This window comes from Hylemonella sp. GW821-FHT12C09, from assembly GCF_058807395.1.
In genome coordinates, this window is sequence record NZ_JBXAQQ010000006.1 from 173,342 (window position 1) to 191,872 (window position 18,531).

The window sequence follows — 18,531 nt, forward strand, 5'->3', positions numbered from 1 at the left end:
TCACGCTCAGCCTCTGAGGCCGACGAAGTCGGCCACGCTGTTCAGCACGGCCGGTTCCTTGAGGATCTTCATGTGTCCCAGCCCTTGCGTGGCCTGCAGCTGCGCTCCGGCGATGGCCCGGGCGTAGGCCTCACCATCGGCAAAGCGGTTGATGCGGTCGTCCCGGTCGTGTACCACCAAGGTGGGCACGCGGATGCGGGGACCCACGGCCGGCGGCTCGAACTGCGGCATCAGGATGCCTTCGCGCGCCTCGATGCGCCGTTGCATGGCGCCGCGGGTGGGCTCGCTCAGCCCGAACATGCGGGCGAACAGTTGCGTGTAGGCGTGCGGCGAAGCGGGTGGTGCCAGCATCACCAGCCGTTGCACGGCCAGGCCGCGGCTGAGGGCGTGGGCTGCCGCATTGGCGCCCAGGGAATGCGCCACTACTGCCTGCAGCGTCAGGCCGCTGGCCTGCAGGCGCGCCGCCACGTACTCGACGGCGCGCGCAAACTGCGGCAGGTTGCTGGTGCTGCCGGCACTGCGCCCGTGCGCCGGCATGTCCAAGAGGAGGGCCTGCAGGCCCCGAGCGGCCAGGGCGGCGGCCAGCGGCAGCATCTGGCCGGCATGCCCGCCCCAGCCGTGCACCAGCAGCACGGCGGGCGCATCGCCGGTCACCGTGCGGTCCCGGTACAGCGTGAGGCCCGCGCGTTCGAAAGGCCAGTGCTCGATGGACCAGTGCGCCGGCCAGGCGCGGGGCCGGCGCAGCCAGCGTGGCGGCAGCGGCGTGCCGAAGAGGCGCTGGGCTGCGCGCACCGCCAGGCCGGGCCAGAGCTGTTGCGAGACGGACAGGCCCAGGCGGGCCAGGCGGACGAGGGTGCTGTTGCCGTCATAGCTGGCGCCGGCGGTCTGGGGGCTGGTCGACATGGTGGGGTCCTCAGAAAAATATCCAGTCACGGTTGCTGCGCGGGATGCTGCGCAGCGAGCCAAAGGCGGCCAGCACGCCGCGCAGCAGCAGGTAGACGGCCAGGCCGATCAAGATCATCCACATGACGGTTCCTTTCTTCGCACGATCGTGCGAAATTTGGGCAAACAACAGGCGACATCGGATCAAGGTCGCCCTTCGTTCACTCAGGCTTGGTAGCTTCGGAGCAGGCGCTGCCAGGTGGCCTGGGCCCGTTCGGCCGCGCGCGGGTCGCGCAGGAACCGGGCGTCATGCAACAACCCGATGGCCATGTTGGAAAGTTCGCCGACCAGCTGCTCAGGGTCCGTGTCGGCCCGCAGATGGCCGGCCTCGACCGCCTGCAGCACGGTGCGGCGCAGCGTGCTGCGCCAGCCGGCGACCTGCTGCAGCAGGAAGTCGCGCAGTTCGCCGTCGCGATCATCGAGCTCGAAGGCGCCAGCCGTGTACAGACAGCCTTTCTGGACCTCGACTTCGCGCATGCGCACCAGCCAGCGCTCCACGATCGCCTTGAGTCGCGGCAGGCCCTTGGGCGCCTGCATGGCGGGCACAAAGACCTCAGCCAGAAACTGCCGGCCGTACTCTTCGATCACGACCTTCTGCAGTGCTTCGCGTGAGCCGACCCGCGAGAACACGCCGCTCTTCGACAGGCCGATGCGGTCGGCCACGACCTGCAGCGAGATCGCCTCCAGACCCTGTTCGCAGGCGAGATCCAGCGCCGCGCCGATGATGGCGGTGCGGGTCATCTCGCTTTTCACGGTCTTGGTGTCAGGCGTCATGGCGCAAAATTTAGCACGATTGTGCGAAATGTCAAGACGGACTGGGCATCGGGTCGACAGGGGCTGGTACGCAATCCTGCGGATGGAGGGCGATGCTAGAGTGCCTGGGCCGAACAAAAGAACAAGGCAGGAGACCATGAACGCCCCCTACATTCCGCAAATCCGCCTCTACCAGAACTGGCTGCGCGAACAACGCGGGCTGGTTTTCGACAGCTACGACGCGCTGTGGCGCTGGTCGGTGACCGACCTGGACGCCTTCTGGCAAAGCATCTGGGACTGCTACGGTGTCTATTCGCCTACGCCGCACGCGGCGGCCCTGGCCGATAACCGCATGCCGGGCGCACGCTGGTTTGCGGGGGCCCAGGTGAACTACGTGCAGCAGGTGCTGCGCCACGCGCAGATGGCGCACGCCGCAGGCTTTCCAGCCATCGTCAGCCACAACGAGCGGAGCCTGGCGGCGGGTGAACGGGCGCGCGAGCTGAGCTGGCCCGAGCTGCAGCGCCAGGTGGCCTCGCTGGCCCTGCACCTGCAGGCGCAAGGGGTGAAGAAGGGCGACCGCGTGGTGGCCTATCTGCCCAATGTGCCCGAGACCATGGTGGCTTTCCTGGCCACGGCCAGCATCGGAGCGGTCTGGAGCCTGTGCGCCCCCGACATGGGCACGGCCGCCGTGCTCGACCGTTTCAAGCAGATCGAGCCCAGCGTGCTGATCGCCTGTGACGGCGTGCGCTACGGCGGGCGTGACACCGACCGGCGCGAGGTGGTGGTCGAGCTCTGCGCGGCGCTGCCCACGGTGCAGCACCTGATCATGTTGCCTGGCCTCGGTCTGCCGGACATCACGGTGCGCGCTGGCGTGGACGTGACGCCCTGGGCGCAGACGGTGGCGCGTGACGATGCACGAACGGCGGCTTTCAAGCCCCTGAGCGTGCCCTTCGACCATCCGCTGTGGGTGGTCTACTCCAGCGGGACCACCGGCCTGCCCAAGCCCATCGTGCATGGACACGGTGGCATCCTGATCGTGGCCCTGGCGTTTTCGCTGCACAGCGATATCGGCTGCAGCTACGCACCCAACAGCTGGGGCGAACGCTTTCATTGGTACAGCTCCACCGGATGGATCATGTGGAACTCGCAGCTCAGCGGCCTGCTGACCGGCACCACGGTCTGCCTCTTCGATGGCAGCCCGGGCGGCGCCACGGTGGACGCGGCCGGCAACAAGCTCGCGCCTGACTGGACCACACTGTGGCGCTTCGTGGCCGATACGCGCGCCACCTTCTTTGGCGCGGGCGCGGCCTTTTTCGCCAACTGCATGAAGGCCGGCATCGATCTGCGGCCGTGCGGCCCGCTGCGCCAGGTGCGTGCGCTGGGCTCGACCGGCTCGCCGCTGAGCGAGGAGGTGCAGCGCTGGACGAATGCGCAGATGCAAGCCATCGGCTCCCCGGACATCTGGTGGAGCAATATCTCGGGCGGTACCGACTTTGCCGGCGCCTTCATCGCCGGCAACCGCGAGCTGCCCCAGGTGCCGGGTGAGATGCAGTGCCGAGTGTTGGGCTGTGCGGTCGAGGCCTGGAACGAGCAGGGCGAGCCGGTGCTTGACGCCGTGGGCGAACTGGTCTGCAGCCAGCCCATCCCCAGCATGCCGCTGTACTTCTGGAACGACGACGGCAACAAGCGCTACCTGTCCAGCTACTTCGACATGTACCCCGCCGGCCACGGCCGCAAGCCCGGCGGCGGCGACGCGCCGGCGTCGGCCGGCCCGGTCTGGCGCCACGGCGACTGGCTCAAGGTCACGCCGCGCGGCAGCTGCATCATCTACGGCCGCAGCGACGCCACCATCAACCGCTACGGCTTGCGCATGGGCACCAGCGAGCTCTACAGCGCCGTGGAGGCACTGCCCGAGGTGATCGACTCCATGGTGGTGGACCTGGAGTACCTGGGGCGCGAGAGTTACATGCCCCTGTTTGTAGTGCTGCGCCCCGGCCAGACGCTGGACGCGGCCATGAAGGCCAAGCTCAACGAGGCCATCAAGACCGCGCTGTCGCCGCGCTTCGTGCCCAACGAGATCTTCCAGGTGGCCGAGATTCCGCGCACGCTGTCGGGCAAGAAGCAGGAACTGCCGATCAAGAAGCTGCTGCTGGGCCAGCCCATCGAGAAGGTGGTGAACAAGGACGCCATGGCCAACCCCGGCTGCCTGGACTGGTACGTGGAGTTCGCCGCGCAGTATGCGGCCCGTCAAGCGGTAAAAAGCCACTGATCCTGCGCAGCGACGCTGGTGCGGATCGGCGGCTGGCCGCACAATGGCGCAACCATGGTGCATACGCCGACCCTGCTGCTGGTCAACACCCTCCTGTTCGTGACCCTTGCCCTGTGCCTGGGCTGGGTGGCGCGGCGCGACCGCTCCGACGGCCTGTTCCACTGGGGTGCCGCGTTGTGGGTGCACAGCTCGGCCTACTTCCTCTTCATTCTGCGCGGCACCGTCAGTGACTGGGCCTCCGTCGTGCTGGCCAACGCTCTGCTGTCGGCCACCTTTGCCCTGATGCTCGGGGGACTGCGCCGCTTCTACCAGGATCCGCCGCGCCGCTGGCCGGATTGGGCGCCGGTAGCCGCGGCCTTGCTCGGGTTCTCGTTGCTGCTGGACAATATCCAGGCGCGCGTGGCCCTGGGCTCGTTGCTGCTCGGCGTGCAGCTTGTGCAGGTCATCGGCCTGCTGCTGCGGCGCTGGGCCGTCACGGGCGGACGCGGCAAGTACTTCGTCGTCGGTGCGTTCACGGTCTTCGGACTGATGTTGCTGGGCCGCTTGCTGGCCGTTTTGTTCGGCCAGATCGACATGACCTCGGTTCGGGACTCCAACGCGATCCAGGCCGCGACCTTCGTGCTCGCGTCCGTCACCATGGTGCTGGCGAGTTTCGGCATGGTGGTCATGACCCGCGACCAGGCCGACGGGCGCAACCTCACGCTCGCCCTGCATGACGACCTCACCGGTTTGTACAACCGGCGCTCCATCCGGCAGACCCTGAGCCAGCAAATGTCCCAGGCTCTGCGCACGCGACGGCCGCTGGCCGTCTTGCTCCTCGACATCGACTACTTCAAGAACGTCAACGATACCTACGGCCACCTCAGCGGCGACAAGGTTCTGCGCGACTTGGCGCGCTGCCTCTCGGAGCGCCTGCGCGCGCAGGACGTGGTGGGGCGCTGGGGCGGTGAGGAATTTGTGGCCATCCTGCCGGACACCGACGCCAGCGGCGCCCAGATGCTGGCCGAGCAACTGCGACTGGCGGTCGAACGCACGCACTTTTCAGCGTTGGACCAGCAGCCGATCGCTTTGACCATCAGCATTGGCGTACATGCGCTGGCTACGCCTGACGCGGACGAGCGCGACGACATGATTGGCACGGCCGACCGGGCCATGTACCTCGCCAAGCAGCAGGGCCGCAACCGCGTCGCCAGCCTCTGAGGCGGCCTCAGCCGGCCTGGCGCTGCAGCCAGCTCACAAACGCCGCCAGCGCCGGCCGTGGCTCGCCGCGCTCGGGCAGGACCAGGTAGTAGGTCCGTCCGCTTTTGAGCGGGCGCGGGCAGGCCACGACCAGCGCACCGCGCGCCAGTTCGGGCCCGATCAACAGGCGCGGCACCAGGGCCAGGCCCAGGCCCTGCGCCGCGGCGGCGGCCGTCATCGAATACAGCTCGTAGCGCGGGCCCGACAGGGCCGCCGGCGCGTCCACCGCCATGGCCTCGAACCATTGGCGCCAGGCCTCGGGCCGGGTGCTCTGCTGCAACAGCGGCAGCCCGGCCAGCTCCCTGGGCTGCAGCGGCTTGCCCCTGGCCAGCAGGGTCGGGGCACAGACCGGCACCACTTCCTCTTCGACCAAGGCCAGGGCGCGAGTGCCGGCCCAGTTGGCCAGCTGTTCGGGGGTGCCGGAGTAGAGCGCCGCGTCGAAGCCGGTGTCGGCAAACAGGAAGGGGCGGGTGCGCGTTTCGATGTGCACCACCAGTTCCGGGTGCTGTTGTGCCAGCTCGGGCAGGCGCGGCATCAGCCAGCGGGTGGCAAAGGTGGGCACTGCGGCCAGAGAGATCGAGCCGGCCGTGCCCTGGCGCGACATGGCGTCCAGGGTGTCGCGCTCCAGCGCCTGCAGGCGCGGCGCGATCTGGCGCGCGTAGTCGGCGCCGGCTGGCGTGAGGGCCACGCCGTGGCGGGTGCGGCGAAAAAGCGCCAGCCCGAGAAAGGCCTCCAGCGCCGCAACCTGGCGCGACACGGCGCTCTGGGTCAGGGCCAGTTCCTGCGCGGCGCGCGTGTAGCTCTCGTGACGGGCGGCGGCATCGAAGCAGGCCAGGGCTTGCAACGAAGGGATCTTGCGGCGCATGGTGTGCGAAATATACACAACTGGCCGCCTCAATCAACTGGTTCCAAGCGGCTTTCCAGGTTTATATATTCATTTAACTCATGTCTGGATGACCATTTTTCGTTTGCCCGGGGTGGCTGGGGCGGCTACGATGGCGGCAGATTTCTGGAGCACCCACCATGGCCAACGCCACCTTTCACTGGAACGATCCCTTCCTGCTGGACCAGCAGCTCAGCGACGATGAGCGCATGGTGCGCGATGCCGCCGCCGCCTATTGCCAGGACAAGCTGGCGCCGCGCGTGCTGGAGGCCTTCCGCCACGAGAAGACCGACCCGACTATCTTCCGCGAGATGGGTGAACTGGGCCTGCTGGGCCCCACCATTCCTGAAGCCTACGGCGGCCCGGGCCTGAACTACGTGGCTTACGGGCTGATCGCGCGTGAGGTCGAGCGTGTCGATTCCGGCTACCGCTCCATGATGAGTGTGCAGTCTTCACTGGTCATGGTGCCGATCTATGAATTCGGCAGCGAGGCGCAGAAGCAGAAGTACCTGCCCAAGCTGGCCACCGGCGAGTGGATCGGCTGTTTCGGCCTGACCGAGCCCGACCATGGCTCCGACCCCAACTCCATGATCACGCGTGCGCAGAAGACCGCCGGCGGCTACAAGCTCACCGGCGGCAAGATGTGGATCTCCAACAGCCCCATCGCCGACGTCTTCGTGGTCTGGGCCAAGGAGGTCAGCGAGAGCGGCGCCGTCGGCCCGATCCGCGGCTTCATCCTGGAGAAGGGCATGAAGGGCCTCTCCGCGCCGGCCGTGCACGGCAAGGTGGGCCTGCGCGCTTCCATCACCGGCGAGATCGTGATGGACAACGTCTTCGTGCCAGAAGAGAACGCATTCCCCGAGGTGCAAGGCCTCAAGGGCCCTTTCACCTGCCTGAATTCGGCGCGTTACGGCATCGCCTGGGGCGCGCTGGGCGCGGCCGAGGACTGCTGGTTCCGCTCGCGCCAGTACGTGCTGGACCGCAAGCAGTTCGGCCGCCCGCTGGCGGCCAACCAGCTGATCCAGAAAAAACTGGCCGACATGCAGACCGAGATCTCGCTGGGCCTGCAGGGCTGCCTGCGCCTGGGCCGCATGAAGGACGAGGGCACGGCCGCGGTGGAGATCACCTCCATCCTCAAGCGCAACTCCTGCGGCAAGGCGCTGGACATCGCCCGCCTGGCGCGCGACATGATGGGCGGCAACGGCATCTCCGACGAGTTCGGTGTGGCGCGCCATCTGGTGAACCTGGAAGTGGTCAACACCTATGAAGGCACGCACGACATCCACGCGCTGATCCTGGGCCGCGCGCAGACGGGCATTGCAGCCTTCGCGAACTGACACAAATTCTGCGCAAAATGAGGGCAGCAACCGCGCGCTGCGCAGGCCGACTTCAAGGATGGACCACACTATGAGTGACAAGCCCGCTGCCCTGCCGCATCTCAAGGTGCTCGATCTGTCCCGTGTGCTGGCGGGGCCCTGGTGCACCCAGATCCTGGCGGACCTGGGTGCCGACGTGGTCAAGATCGAACGTCCTGGCACCGGTGACGATACGCGCCACTGGGGGCCGCCTTTCCTGAAGGATGCGCAGGGCCAGGACACCGAACACGCGGCCTATTACACCTGCGCCAATCGCAACAAGCGCTCCATGACGGTGGACATCGCCAGGCCCGAAGGCCAGGCGCTGATTCGCCAGCTGGCCGCGCAGAGCGATGTGCTCGTGGAGAACTTCAAGGTCGGTGGCCTGGCGCACTATGGGCTGGACTACGCCAGCCTGAAGCGGGTCAACCCCAAGCTCATCTACTGCTCGGTCACCGGTTTCGGCCAGGACGGGCCCTACGCCGAGCGCGCCGGTTATGACTTGATGGTGCAGGCCATGAGCGGCATGATGAGCATCACCGGGCGCCCGGACGAGGTGCCCGGTGGCGGCCCGCAGCGCGTGGGTGTGGCGCTCACGGATATCTTCACCGGTGTGTATGCCGCCACGGCCATCCTCGCGGCGCTGGAGGTGCGGCATCGCACCGGCGAGGGCCAGCACATCGACATGTCCCTGCTCGACGTGGGCATGGCCATCCTGGCCAACCAGGCCGGCGGTTTCCTCAACACCGGACGCGTGCCGCAGCGCCAGGGCAACAGTCACCCCAGCCTGGTGCCCTACCAGGACATGCCGACAAAAGATGGCGCCATGCTGTTGGCCATCGGCAACGATGGGCAGTTCACGCGCTTCTGCGAAGTGGCCGGTCGGCCGGAGCTTGCGCAGGACACGCGTTATGCGACCAATCCGCAGCGGGTCTCGCACCGCGCGGAACTGGTGCCGCAACTGGAGGCCATCACGCGCACGCGCAGCACGGCCGAGTGGATTGCCGCGCTGGAGCACAAGGCCGTGCCCTGCGGCCCGATCAATGACATCGGCCAGGCGTTCGCGGATGCGCAGGTCCAGGCCCGCGGCCTGGCCATCGAGCAGCCCCGTTCGCCGCAAGCCGTGGCCGCCGAAGGCGTGCAGACGATCCGCAGCGTGGCCAGCCCCCTGCGCCTGAGCGCCACGCCGCCGGTGCTGCACCGTGCGCCGCCGGTGCTGGGTGAGCACACGCATGAAGTGCTGGGTGAACTGGGGCTGGATGCAACGCGCATCGCCGCCTTGCGCGCCGCCGGCGTCGTCTAGGGCCTGTTCGCACTCAAGAAAATAGTGCGAACAGGCCCTAGTTAAGGTTTTTCCGTGCCGGTCGGCGTGCCCGCACCGCCGCGGCCAGGGCGAGCTGGCCCCATTCGGCCATGGCCTGGGGGTCCTCGTAGACCTCGGCCGGCGCGGCGTAATACATCAGCTGCACCGTCTTGCCACGCGCCGTGTACTGGAAGCGCTGCAGGCCGGCGGATTCGAAGCGGGGCTGGCTCTGGGCATCGGCCTTGAAGTAGAGCTTGTCGCCCGTGACGATGGCGATGAACAGGCCATTGCAGTACAGACCATGGCCGCCGAACATGGCGCGCGAGGAAATGACGCCCAGGGACGTCATCAGGTCCAGGACCAGGGCCAGAAACTCGTTGCGGCGCGCCATGCGCTGCACTATAACGGCGAGGGACCCGGCCTGCGCCTAGGCGACAGTTTTCCCGCGCCGGCTGGATGACAATCCGATGGCCATTCCAACAGACAGGAGACAGACATGACAGCACCCCTCAAGCGCGCCCTGACCCGCCGCCAGCTCATGACACGCAGTGCGGCCCTCGTCGCCGCGCCGGCCCTGGTCAGCCCCTGGGCGCTGGCGCAGGACAAGTTTCCCAACCGCCCCATCACCCTGATCGCACCCTGGCCGACAGGCGGCAGCAGCGATGCAACGATGCGCGCCTTCGCCGAGAGCGCGGGTCGTGCTTTGGGGGGTACCGTGATCATCGAGAACAAGCCGGGTGCCGGCGGCACGCTGGGGGCGGCGACCATGGTGAACGCCAAGCCCGACGGCTACACGCTCACGCAGCTGCCGCTGGGCATCTACCGCATTCCGCACATGCAGAAGACCAGCTTCGACCCGGTCAAGGACATCACGCACATCGTCTGCCTTACCGGCTACACCTTCGGCCTGGCCGCGCGTCCCGATGCACCCTACAAGACGCTCAAGGAAATGGTGGCCTACGCCAAGGCCAACCCCGGCAAGGTCAACTACGGCCACACCGGTACCGGCACCACACCGCACCTGGCCATTGAGGAGTTCGCGTCCAAGGCCGGCATCGTGCTGCAGGACATTCCCTACAAGGGCTCGGCCGAGATCCTGCAGGCCATCCTGGGGGGGCACATCCCGCTCATGAGTGGCACCACCGAGTTCGCACCCCACGTCGTGGCCGGCAAGCTGAACCTGCTGGCCACCCTGGGCAGCAAGCGCAACAAGGCCTTCCCCGACGTGCCCACGGTCAAGGAAAGCGGCTGGGACACGGTGACCGAGTCGCCCTTCGGCATTGGCGGCCCGAAGAACATGGACCCCGCGCTGGTCAAGATCCTGCACGACGCCTTCAAGAAGACGCTCGACGACCAGCGCGTGATCGACACCCTGGACAAGTTCTACATGCCCTCGATCTACATGAGCACGGCCGAGTACACGGCTTATGCTGAACGCACCTTCCTGGCCGAGAAGGCCACGATCGAGCGTCTCAAGGCGGCTGGCAAGATCTGAGCGGACCTGCAGGGCGGCATCACGTCGTCCTGCGGTTCACCAGCACGATGCCCACGGCCACCAGGGCCATGGCGGCCAGCAGGCTGGGCGTGAGCGGCTCGCGCAGCCAGAGTGCGCCGAAGAGCAGGGCAAACAGCGGTGTGAGGAAGGCGAAGGCGGAAATCTTCGTCGCCGGGTAGCGCCCCAGCATCCACATCCACACCAGGTAGCTGGCAAAGGCGCCCACCACGGTTTGCAGCAGCAGCGAAGTGATGGCAAAGCCGCTGAAGCGCCAGGTCCAGGTTTCCCCCAGGACCAGCGAGAGCAGGGGCAGCGCGATTGCGCTCACGGCCACCTGGTAGAACAGCAGCTTCTCGGGCGAACTGCGCACCAGGGCGCTGGCGCGGATGGTCACGGTGGTCAGTCCCCAGGACAGGCCGGCGGCCAGGGCCAGCAGGTCGCCGAGCAACTGCCCCTCGGTCGTCGGGGCGACAAAACTCTCGCGCATGGCGAACACCAGGGCAATGAAGGCCAGCAGCAGGCCGAACCACTGCACGAAGCGCAGGCGCTCGGCGCGTACCAGCAGGGGCAGCACCAGGGCCACCCAGAAGGGTGAGGTGTAGAGGAAGACGGTGAGGCGCGAGGCGGTGGTGTGCTGCAGGCCGATGTAGAGGCAGGCGAACTCGCCGGCAAACAGCAAACCGGCCAGCAGGCCCGGCCACAGCGTGCCGTCGCGCACGAACAGCGATACGCTGCGCCAACGGCACCAGAGCATCAGCAAGGCGGTGGCGCCGACGAAGCGCAGCGCGGCCTGGAAGATGGGTGACAGCTCCGGCAGGGTGGCCTTCACCAGCACCTGCTGAAAGCCCCAGAACATGCAGCAGGCCAGCAGAATGCCGGCGGCCACGCCGTCGAGGTGCTCCTTGCGCACAGGAGGATTCATCTCAGCGAGCCACCGCGAACTTGGTCGGCACAGGTGTCAGCACAAGGACGCCCAATCGCGGAACGCCGTGGAACCGGCTTTGCCGGGCCATTGGCGTTGCCCCCGCAAGGGGGGTGGCATGGCGAACGAAGGGAGCGGAACCCGGGGGTGTGCAACATCACAACGGGTGTTCGGCGTAAAAGCGTCCGCCGTGGAAGAGCAGCGGGGAGGCGTCGGCCCGGTGGGTGCAGCGTTCGACCTCGCCGACGAAGATCACGTGGTCACCTTCTTCATAGCGGCTGCGGTTGAAGCATTCGAAGGTGGCGGCAGCGCCCTCCAGCAGGGGAGCGCCCGCCAGGCCTTCGGTCCAGACCACATCGGCCCAGCGGTCCACGCCCTTGGTGGCGAAGCGCTGGGCCAGGGCCTGCTGGTCGGCGGCCAGCACATTGATGGCGTAATGCGAACCGGCGCTGAACGCGGCCATGGAGGCGGCGGCGTGCGCCAGGCTCCAGAGCACCAGCGGCGGGTTCAGCGAGACCGAGTTGAAGGAGTTGGCCGTCAGGCCGACGAGCTTGCTGTTGGCTGCACGCGCGGTGACGATGGTGACGCCGGTGGCAAACATGCCCAAGGCGGCGCGGAACTCGGCTTGGGTGAAGCTCGGCGGACGGGCGCGCGGTCCCGGTGAAGAAACTGACATGCGTGCAATTTACCTGAAATCGGGGGCGCCATAGAATGCCGACATGCGTTTCTGGAAATGGATGGCGGCTGCCACCGTGCCGCTGCTATGGGTCGACGGCGTGCGCGCCGCTGACCGGGCGTGCGACGAGTTTTACGCTCGTCTGCCGAATGTGAGCTGGGCCCTGTGCCAGGCCGCCGGGCTGCAGGCCAGCGAGGGCCGCAGCGTCAAGGGCCGGAAGATCTACGCGCGCGATGTGCTACCGGCCACGGCGCGCCTGCGCGTGCTGGTGATCGGCGGCATGCACGGCGACGAGCTGTCATCGGCTTCGGTGGCGCTGCACTGGATCCGGCTGGCCCAGGACGCGAACGAGCCCATCCACTGGCGTTTCATCCCCGCGCTCAATCCCGACGGGCTGTTTGACAAGCCGGCGCGCCGCGTCAATGCCAACGGCGTGGACCTCAACCGCAACTTTCCCACGCCCAACTGGGAGCGTGACGCGGCCCTCTATTGGGAAAAACGCACCCGCAAGGATCCGCGCCGCTGGCCGGGCAAGACGCCGCTGAGCGAGCCCGAGAGCCGTTACCTGCACGACGAGATGCAGCGCTTCAAGCCCAACCTGATCGTCAGCATTCATGCGCCGTATGGCGTGCTGGACTTCGACGGTCCGATCGAGCCGCCGCGTCGCCTGGGGCGGCTCTACCTGGACCAGGTGGGCATCTTCCCCGGCTCGCTGGGGCACTACGGTGGTGTGCACAAGGGCATGCCGGTGGTGACGATCGAGCTGCCCAGCGCCTTGCTGACCCCGCGCAACGTGGAGATCCAGCGCATGTGGCAAGATTTGAGGCAATGGATGGGCGTGACCTGGGCGGGCGCGATGGCCGATGGCGCCAGTACCCTGCAACGTTGAGTGAGTCATATTCTGGTGCCGTGTCGTCATGCATGAACAGAAGAATTTCCGCAAGATCGGCTGTGCCGAATGTGCTGCCGGGGCTGGCCTGGGTTTCGATTTCGCCATGGCCTTCCAGCCCATCGTGCAGGCCAGCACCCAGGGTGTCTACGCGCAGGAGGCGCTGGTGCGCGGCCTGCAGGGAGAGCCGGCCGCCCAGGTCTTCCAGCAGGTCAACGAAGACAACCGTTACGCCTTCGATCAGGCCTGCCGCGTCAAGGCCATCCAGCTGGCGGCCGAACTGCGGGTGCCCTCGCTGATCAGCATCAACTTCATGCCCAATGCGGTGTACCGGCCGGAGTTGTGCATCCGAACGACGATCGAAGCCGCTGAAACGTACAACTTCCCGATCCGGCAGATCATTTTCGAGTTCACGGAGAACGAGTACATCACCGACCTGGGCCATGTGCGCAACATCGTGCGCCACTACAAGGAGCGAGGCTTCCTGACGGCACTGGACGATTTCGGTGCGGGGCATGCGGGCCTGAACCTGCTGGCGGAGATCCAGACCGATCTGATCAAGCTGGACATGGCGCTGATCCGCGGGATCGATCACGACCGGCGGCGACAGGCCATCGTCAGGGGCATGATGGCGGTGTGCCGTGAGCTTTCGATCCAGGTGATTGCCGAGGGCATCGAGACGCGCGAGGAGTACCTGGCCTTGCAGGACCTCGGGGTGGAACTCTTCCAGGGGTATTACTTCGCCCGGCCGGCGTTCCGGTCCCTGGCGGAGTTGCCGTCACCTGCCGTGTTTGGCCGGTGACGGCGGGCGGGTGCGGCTCAGCGCACCAGCAGCACGGGCACCGAGCAGTGCGCCAGCACCTGTGTGGCGACGGAACCCAGCACCAGATTGCCCAGGGCGCTGTGGCCGTGCGAGCCCATGACGACCAGATCGAACTTGCCGGACTCGGCCGCCTTGGCGATGGTTTCGCCGGCATGGCCGACCTTCCACTGGCTCTTGGCCTCGATGCCATGGCGGGCGAGGAACTTGGACACCGGGCCCACGATCTTCTCGGCTTCTTCGGTGTGGTACTTGTCGACGATTTCCTTGCCGACCGCTGCGCGCGCACGGGGGGGCAGCTGGGGCTGGGCCGTGAAAATGGTGTAGCTGTTGTCTGCGCTGAACAGGCTGTCATGCGTGGTCAGGTAGGCCAGCATCTTCTTGGTGTACTCGCTGCCATCAACGGCCAGAAGAATTTTCATGGAGGATTTCCTTTCTTTTCGGTGTACCCGAGTTTATCGATGAGATCGTACGGCCGATTGACCCTGGTCAAAAAGAAGGGGTAATACTTATTCGACCGGCCGACGCTGCTGGGGCAGATGCGCCAGCACTTCGCGCAGCCAAGTGTGCGCGCCGCTGTGCTGCAGGCGCCGGTGCCAGACCTCGTCGACGTGCACGGCCGGCACCTTGAAGGGCAGCTCGCGCAGCACCAGCTGGTCGGCGATGCCGGTCACGCTCACGAAATGCCGCGGCAGCACGGTCAGCAGGTCGGACGTGGCCACCACGCGCCCGGCGGTGAAGAACTGGTTGACGGTGAGCACGATGTGGCGTTGCCGGCCCAGTCCGGCCAGCGCCTCGTCGATGAAGCCGTAGGGCCGGCCCGAGAAGCTGACCAGCAGGTGGCGCGCTGCGCAATAACGGTCCAGCGTCAGCTCTTCGCGGGCCAGGGGGTGGTCGCGCCGCATCACGCAGACATAGTTGCTGAGGTAGAGGCGCTGATGCTCGTAGGCCACCGTCTCGCCAGCCTGGGCCTGGGCGGTCAGTGAGGCCAGCACGGCCGGAAAGTAGCCGATGGCTAGATCGGCCGCCTCCTCGTCGAGCAGACGGCGCGGGTCGCGCGTGGTCAGCGGCACCACACGGATGGTCACGCCGGGGGCTTCGCGGTCGATGACGGCGATCAGGCCGGGGATCAGCTCGGCGGCCGTGGCGTCGGCCATGGCCAGCACGAAGGTGGTGTTGGCCTGACCAGGCACGAAACGGCTTGGCGCCAGTGTCTCCTGCAAAGCCTGCAGGGCCTGCTGCACCGTCGGCCACAAGGCCAGGGCGCGCGGCGTGGGCTCCAGGCCGTGGCCGCTGCGGCGCAGGAGTTCGTCGCCCAGCACGGTACGCAGGCGACGCAGCGCATTGCTGACAGCTGGTTGAGTGAGTGCCAGCTTGCTGGCGGCCTTGGTCAAACTGCGCTCGGTCATCACCTCGTTGAACACACGCAGCAGGTTCAGATCCAGCGTGCGGAAGTTGAGTTCGGCCATGAGGAGATGATATATCACCATTGTGAATGGCGCTCATCATTAATATAAAGTTGAACGACAGTAGTAGAAACCCTAAGATTGCGGCATTGCAGCAAAGATTTCAAACAGGAGGTCCATCATGAACAACAGTTTCGTCCACCTTGAGTACCCCACCCGTCACCCGGGCGTGGAGCGCATGGAGCGTGTGATGCACAGCGCCAGCGTCCTGCGCAAGGGCCTGGACGCGACACGCGGCTTGGCTGGCGTGCTTTTGGCCGCCATGGTCGCGACCCTGGTGGTGGTGGCTGACCAGCTCATGGAAACCTGGGCCGACGGTCACCTGCTGGCCGCCTGGGTGCTGATGTGGGTGATCGGCTTTGCGGCCCTGGCCGTGCTGGCCCCGGCGGCGCGTGGTGTGGCGGCTCGTGTCATGGCCGGCCTGGACGGCTGGTCGCAAGGTCTGGCACGTCGCCGTGCCGACGAGCGTCTGTGGGATCTGGCCCGCAAGGACCCCCGCGTGATGGCTGATATCCAGGCGGCAGCCAGCCGCGCCCAGGACGACGCTGAAGTTGCCGTGACCAGCGAAACGGTGGGTCCGGTGGTGAACTACGCCGCTGCCGGCCGCGTGGCACGCCTGACCCATCGCATCTGGAACGAGTAAGCCTGGGCCGGCACGGTCGCAGCGCGCGGCTACGGGCCGCAAGAAAAAGCCACCGCATGCGGTGGCTTTTTTCTCATGTGCAGGGGCAAGCTCCCGGTGATAATCGGGCGGCCTAGCCAAAATGGGAAGCGAATGCTTCATCAGCCATCTAGAGATTCTTAAACACATGGGCATGCCCTTTTCTATCGGCCGGACCTTGTTTGCGCAAATGCCGCCGAGTATCGTGATCAACGAACCCCTGCCACGCTGGAAAGCCATGGTGCTGAGCGGGTTCAGGGTGGCCGGTCTGGTGCTGCTCTGTGCGGCGCTGTTCTATGCGGGGATCCTTTTCGAGCGCCACCGGCAACGGACGGCCGCGTCAACCCCGGTCGCGGTGTCTGCATCCCAGCCCGGGGACGAGCAGAAGGCGGCGCAGCCAGAAAGCGGCAGCCAGGCCGCGACGACGCCGGATGTGATGGAGTTGCGCAAACTTGAAGGTCTGGACATCCAGGCACTGCAGGTCGTACGTGACAACGCCGTCCCGGGCCAGCTGCGTTATGAGTTCACCATTTCCAACGAGGGGCGCCTGTATGAGGGCACGCTGGAGTTCCTGGTCGCGGGAACCCTGGAGGGGCGTCCAACGGTATGGGAATACCCCCCGTCGGGGCAGCGAGCCGGCGGCAACGCCCAGATGCGGGTCGGCCGCTACATCAAGACCGAAGGCAAGATCCAGCTGCCGCCAGGCCTGGTGCCCGAGGCGGTCGCGCTCAGGCTGCGCGAGCCCTCCGGCAGCATCCGCGCCAGCCGCGGCGTCAAGGTAGTGGCTCCAGAGCAGAACTGAAGGCCGGCCAGCCTCTGGCGGACGCAGCCCGTAAAAAAGCCACCGCATGCGGTGGCTTTTTTCTTGCAGGTGGCGGCCGGATCAGCTGGCGGTCAGCAGCTTTTCGATGCGCTGGCGTGTATCACGCAGGGCCTTGGGCAGGCGTGCATCGATCTGCTCGAACAGCGTGTCGTGCAGCTTGAGCTCGCTGAGCCAGAGTTCCTTGTCGATGCTGGTCACGGCGTGGAACTGCTCGGGCGTGAAGTCCAGGCCCCTCCAGTTGACTTCGTCGTAGCTCGGGGTCAGGCCGTAGAAATGCTCCTTGCCCTGGACCTCGTCCTCGATGCGGTCGATCATCCACTTGAGCACGCGCATGTTTTCGCCGTAGCCGGGCCAGACGAACTTGCCATCCTCGCCCTTGCGGAACCAGTTGGTCGTGAAGATGGACGGCAGTCGGCCGCCCTGCGCGGCCACCTTCTCGCCCAGGTTGAGCCAGTGCTGGAAGTAGTCGCCCATGTGGTATCCCGTGAAGGGCAGCATGGCAAACGGGTCGCGGCGTACGACGCCCTGCTGGCCGATGATGGCGGCCGTGGTCTCCGAGCCCATGGTGGCGGCCATGTAGACACCTTCCACCCAGTTGCGGGCTTCGGTCACCAGCGGGACGGTGTTGGAGCGGCGGCCGCCGAAGATGAAGGCGTCGATGGTCACGCCCTTGGGGTTGTCCCACTCGGGGTCCAGGGCCGGGTTGTTGGTGGCGGCCACGGTGAAGCGCGAATTCGGGTGGGCTGCCTTGGCACCGGTTTCCTTGGCGATCTGGGGTGTCCAGTCCTTGCCTTGCCAGTCGATGGCGTGCACCGGCGCGGCGCCGTCCATGCCTTCCCACCAGACATCGCCGTCGTCGGTCAGCGCGACGTTGGTGTAGATCACATCGCTCTTGAGCGACTCCATGCAGTTCGGGTTGGTCTTGTAGTTGGTGCCCGGTGCCACGCCGAAGTAGCCGGCTTCCGGGTTGATGGCGTACATGCGGCCGTCCTTGCCCGGCTTGATCCAGGCAATGTCGTCGCCGATGGTGGTGACCTTCCAGCCCTCGAAGCCCTTGGGCGGCACCAGCATCGAGAAGTTGGTCTTGCCGCAGGCGCTGGGGAAGGCGGCGGCCACGTGGTACTTCTTGCCCTTGGGGCTGGTCACACCGAGGATCAGCATGTGCTCGGCCAGCCAGCCTTCGTCGCGGCCCATGTTGGAGGCGATGCGCAGCGCGAAGCACTTCTTGCCCAGCAGCGCATTGCCGCCGTAGCCGGAGCCGTAGGACCAGATCTCGCGCGTCTCGGGGTAGTGCACGATGTACTTGGTCTGGTTGCAGGGCCACTTGCTGTCCTGCTGGCCCGGCTGCAGCGGCGCACCCACGGTGTGCATGGCCGGCACGAAATCGCCGTCGGTGCCCAGCACCTCGAAGACGGGCTTGCCCATGCGCGTCATCAGTTTCATGTTGACGGCGACATAGGCGCTGTCGGAGAGTTCGACACCGATGTGGGCGATGTCGCTGCCCAGCGGGCCCATGGAGAAGGGCACCACGTACATGGTGCGGCCCTTCATGCAGCCATTGAACAGGGCAGGCGTGCCATCGGCCTTGCCGTATTGCAGCAGCGCGCGCATCTCGGTCGGCTCGACCCAGTTGTTGGTCGGGCCGGCATCGTCCTTGCGCGCCGAGCAGATGAAGGTGCGGTCTTCCACGCGCGCCACGTCGCTGGCGTCGGAGCGGCACAGGAAGCTGTTGGGTCGCTTGGCATCATTGAGCCGGGTGAAGGTGCCGGCCTGGACCAGCTGTTCGCACAGGCGCTGATACTCTTCGTCGCTGCCGTCGCACCAGTAGATGGCGTCGGGTTTGCACAGGGCGGCCATGTCGGCGACCCAGGCCAGCAGCCTGGCGTGTTTCACATGGCTCGGGGCATTGAGGTGTAGGCCCTGCATCACGGGGGAATTCATGGATTAGGCTCCTGGTTATGGTGATCTGTTCGAAACCGGCCCGTGCGGCTTGGCCCGCAGCTTCCGGAAAATGCCTGGCACCAGGGCCCCAGAA

Annotated in this window: 18 protein-coding genes; 9 read left to right on the forward strand and 9 right to left on the reverse strand. The window is 66.6% G+C overall.

The genetic code is table 11. The features are described from left to right. Positions 1 to 6 precede the first annotated feature (6 nt). Both AC1RRP_RS11855 and AC1RRP_RS11860 read right to left on the reverse strand, forming a co-directional pair. Complete coding sequence (locus AC1RRP_RS11855) at positions 7 to 903, reverse strand: alpha/beta fold hydrolase (RefSeq protein WP_493036395.1); 897 nt, start codon at positions 901 to 903, stop codon at positions 7 to 9. Between the two features lie 204 nt (positions 904 to 1,107). Beyond that, the gene (locus AC1RRP_RS11860) at positions 1,108 to 1,716 is read right to left on the reverse strand and encodes a TetR/AcrR family transcriptional regulator (protein WP_493036397.1); all 609 of its coding nucleotides are present in this window, start codon (positions 1,714 to 1,716) and stop codon (positions 1,108 to 1,110) included. Positions 1,717 to 1,852: 136 nt separating this feature from the next. Between AC1RRP_RS11860 and AC1RRP_RS11865 the strand changes: the two genes are divergently transcribed. Further along, positions 1,853 to 3,964, forward strand: a complete 2,112-nt coding sequence (locus AC1RRP_RS11865; protein ID WP_493036399.1) for an acetoacetate--CoA ligase — start codon at positions 1,853 to 1,855, stop codon at positions 3,962 to 3,964. Positions 3,965 to 4,018: 54 nt separating this feature from the next. After that, positions 4,019 to 5,164 (forward strand): GGDEF domain-containing protein, encoded by a 1,146-nt coding sequence (locus AC1RRP_RS11870; RefSeq protein ID WP_493036401.1) that lies wholly within the window; start codon positions 4,019 to 4,021, stop codon positions 5,162 to 5,164. Positions 5,165 to 5,171: 7 nt separating this feature from the next. On the opposite strand, the gene AC1RRP_RS11875 is transcribed toward AC1RRP_RS11870, so the two are convergent. Beyond that, positions 5,172 to 6,068, reverse strand: coding sequence for a LysR substrate-binding domain-containing protein (locus tag AC1RRP_RS11875; protein ID WP_493036403.1), 897 nt, complete (start codon positions 6,066 to 6,068; stop codon positions 5,172 to 5,174). 158 nt (positions 6,069 to 6,226) lie between these two features. On the opposite strand from AC1RRP_RS11875, the gene AC1RRP_RS11880 reads away from it, so the two are divergent. Continuing rightward, positions 6,227 to 7,423, forward strand: a complete 1,197-nt coding sequence (locus AC1RRP_RS11880) for an acyl-CoA dehydrogenase (RefSeq protein WP_493036405.1) — start codon at positions 6,227 to 6,229, stop codon at positions 7,421 to 7,423. Between the two features lie 70 nt (positions 7,424 to 7,493). Beyond that, a complete protein-coding gene (locus AC1RRP_RS11885) occupies positions 7,494 to 8,744 on the forward strand; it encodes a CaiB/BaiF CoA transferase family protein (RefSeq protein ID WP_493036407.1) in 1,251 nt (416 codons plus the stop codon). 37 nt (positions 8,745 to 8,781) lie between these two features. Here the strand turns inward: AC1RRP_RS11885 and AC1RRP_RS11890 are convergent, their stop codons facing one another. Further along, positions 8,782 to 9,135, reverse strand: a complete 354-nt coding sequence (locus tag AC1RRP_RS11890) for a TfoX/Sxy family protein (RefSeq protein WP_493036409.1) — start codon at positions 9,133 to 9,135, stop codon at positions 8,782 to 8,784. Positions 9,136 to 9,240: 105 nt separating this feature from the next. Here AC1RRP_RS11890 and AC1RRP_RS11895 point away from each other — a divergent pair, with 105 nt between their 5' ends. After that, entirely contained in the window at positions 9,241 to 10,239 is a 999-nt protein-coding gene (locus tag AC1RRP_RS11895) for a tripartite tricarboxylate transporter substrate binding protein (protein WP_493036411.1), read from the forward strand. Positions 10,240 to 10,258: 19 nt separating this feature from the next. Here the strand turns inward: AC1RRP_RS11895 and AC1RRP_RS11900 are convergent, their stop codons facing one another. Further along, entirely contained in the window at positions 10,259 to 11,161 is a 903-nt protein-coding gene (locus tag AC1RRP_RS11900; protein ID WP_493036413.1) for a DMT family transporter, read from the reverse strand. Between the two features lie 157 nt (positions 11,162 to 11,318). After that, on the reverse strand, positions 11,319 to 11,837 hold the full coding sequence (locus tag AC1RRP_RS11905; RefSeq protein WP_493036414.1) for a flavin reductase family protein: 519 nt from the start codon (positions 11,835 to 11,837) through the stop codon (positions 11,319 to 11,321). Positions 11,838 to 11,880: 43 nt separating this feature from the next. Between AC1RRP_RS11905 and AC1RRP_RS11910 the strand changes: the two genes are divergently transcribed. Next, on the forward strand, positions 11,881 to 12,726 hold the full coding sequence (locus AC1RRP_RS11910) for a M14 family murein peptide amidase A (RefSeq protein ID WP_493036416.1): 846 nt from the start codon (positions 11,881 to 11,883) through the stop codon (positions 12,724 to 12,726). A gap of 28 nt (positions 12,727 to 12,754) precedes the next feature. After that, complete coding sequence (locus tag AC1RRP_RS11915; protein WP_493036418.1) at positions 12,755 to 13,528, forward strand: EAL domain-containing protein; 774 nt, start codon at positions 12,755 to 12,757, stop codon at positions 13,526 to 13,528. A 17-nt stretch (positions 13,529 to 13,545) separates the two neighbouring features. Here the strand turns inward: AC1RRP_RS11915 and AC1RRP_RS11920 are convergent, their stop codons facing one another. Then, the gene (locus tag AC1RRP_RS11920) at positions 13,546 to 13,968 is read right to left on the reverse strand and encodes a universal stress protein (RefSeq protein WP_057674247.1); all 423 of its coding nucleotides are present in this window, start codon (positions 13,966 to 13,968) and stop codon (positions 13,546 to 13,548) included. Between the two features lie 87 nt (positions 13,969 to 14,055). Beyond that, on the reverse strand, positions 14,056 to 15,015 hold the full coding sequence (locus AC1RRP_RS11925; RefSeq protein ID WP_493036421.1) for a LysR family transcriptional regulator: 960 nt from the start codon (positions 15,013 to 15,015) through the stop codon (positions 14,056 to 14,058). A 118-nt stretch (positions 15,016 to 15,133) separates the two neighbouring features. On the opposite strand from AC1RRP_RS11925, the gene AC1RRP_RS11930 reads away from it, so the two are divergent. Both AC1RRP_RS11930 and AC1RRP_RS11935 read left to right on the forward strand, forming a co-directional pair. After that, positions 15,134 to 15,655: a hypothetical protein gene (locus AC1RRP_RS11930; protein WP_493036423.1), complete on the forward strand. Its 522-nt coding sequence runs from the start codon at positions 15,134 to 15,136 to the stop codon at positions 15,653 to 15,655. 166 nt (positions 15,656 to 15,821) lie between these two features. Further along, positions 15,822 to 16,475, forward strand: a complete 654-nt coding sequence (locus AC1RRP_RS11935; RefSeq protein WP_493036425.1) for a hypothetical protein — start codon at positions 15,822 to 15,824, stop codon at positions 16,473 to 16,475. An 81-nt stretch (positions 16,476 to 16,556) separates the two neighbouring features. Here AC1RRP_RS11935 and AC1RRP_RS11940 read toward each other — a convergent pair whose 3' ends face one another. Then, a complete protein-coding gene (locus AC1RRP_RS11940; protein WP_493036427.1) occupies positions 16,557 to 18,437 on the reverse strand; it encodes a phosphoenolpyruvate carboxykinase (GTP) in 1,881 nt (626 codons plus the stop codon). Positions 18,438 to 18,531: the final 94 nt, after the last annotated feature.

Excerpts from the sequence above, each read along its gene's own strand:
- AC1RRP_RS11890 (WP_493036409.1), bottom strand. The coding sequence starts at position 9,135 with ATGGCGCGCCGCAACGAGTTTCTGGCCCTGGTCCTGGACCTGATGACG.
- AC1RRP_RS11920 (WP_057674247.1), bottom strand. The coding sequence starts at position 13,968 with ATGAAAATTCTTCTGGCCGTTGATGGCAGCGAGTACACCAAGAAGATG.
- AC1RRP_RS11855 (WP_493036395.1), bottom strand. The coding sequence starts at position 903 with ATGTCGACCAGCCCCCAGACCGCCGGCGCCAGCTATGACGGCAACAGC.
- AC1RRP_RS11895 (WP_493036411.1), top strand. The coding sequence starts at position 9,241 with ATGACAGCACCCCTCAAGCGCGCCCTGACCCGCCGCCAGCTCATGACA.
- AC1RRP_RS11905 (WP_493036414.1), bottom strand. The coding sequence starts at position 11,837 with ATGTCAGTTTCTTCACCGGGACCGCGCGCCCGTCCGCCGAGCTTCACC.
- AC1RRP_RS11900 (WP_493036413.1), bottom strand. The coding sequence starts at position 11,161 with ATGAATCCTCCTGTGCGCAAGGAGCACCTCGACGGCGTGGCCGCCGGC.
- AC1RRP_RS11870 (WP_493036401.1), top strand. The coding sequence starts at position 4,019 with ATGGTGCATACGCCGACCCTGCTGCTGGTCAACACCCTCCTGTTCGTG.
- AC1RRP_RS11910 (WP_493036416.1), top strand. The coding sequence starts at position 11,881 with ATGCGTTTCTGGAAATGGATGGCGGCTGCCACCGTGCCGCTGCTATGG.
- AC1RRP_RS11940 (WP_493036427.1), bottom strand. The coding sequence starts at position 18,437 with ATGAATTCCCCCGTGATGCAGGGCCTACACCTCAATGCCCCGAGCCAT.
- AC1RRP_RS11885 (WP_493036407.1), top strand. The coding sequence starts at position 7,494 with ATGAGTGACAAGCCCGCTGCCCTGCCGCATCTCAAGGTGCTCGATCTG.
- AC1RRP_RS11935 (WP_493036425.1), top strand. The coding sequence starts at position 15,822 with ATGGGCATGCCCTTTTCTATCGGCCGGACCTTGTTTGCGCAAATGCCG.
- AC1RRP_RS11930 (WP_493036423.1), top strand. The coding sequence starts at position 15,134 with ATGAACAACAGTTTCGTCCACCTTGAGTACCCCACCCGTCACCCGGGC.
- AC1RRP_RS11860 (WP_493036397.1), bottom strand. The coding sequence starts at position 1,716 with ATGACGCCTGACACCAAGACCGTGAAAAGCGAGATGACCCGCACCGCC.
- AC1RRP_RS11875 (WP_493036403.1), bottom strand. The coding sequence starts at position 6,068 with ATGCGCCGCAAGATCCCTTCGTTGCAAGCCCTGGCCTGCTTCGATGCC.
- AC1RRP_RS11925 (WP_493036421.1), bottom strand. The coding sequence starts at position 15,015 with ATGGCCGAACTCAACTTCCGCACGCTGGATCTGAACCTGCTGCGTGTG.
- AC1RRP_RS11915 (WP_493036418.1), top strand. The coding sequence starts at position 12,755 with ATGCATGAACAGAAGAATTTCCGCAAGATCGGCTGTGCCGAATGTGCT.
- AC1RRP_RS11880 (WP_493036405.1), top strand. The coding sequence starts at position 6,227 with ATGGCCAACGCCACCTTTCACTGGAACGATCCCTTCCTGCTGGACCAG.
- AC1RRP_RS11865 (WP_493036399.1), top strand. The coding sequence starts at position 1,853 with ATGAACGCCCCCTACATTCCGCAAATCCGCCTCTACCAGAACTGGCTG.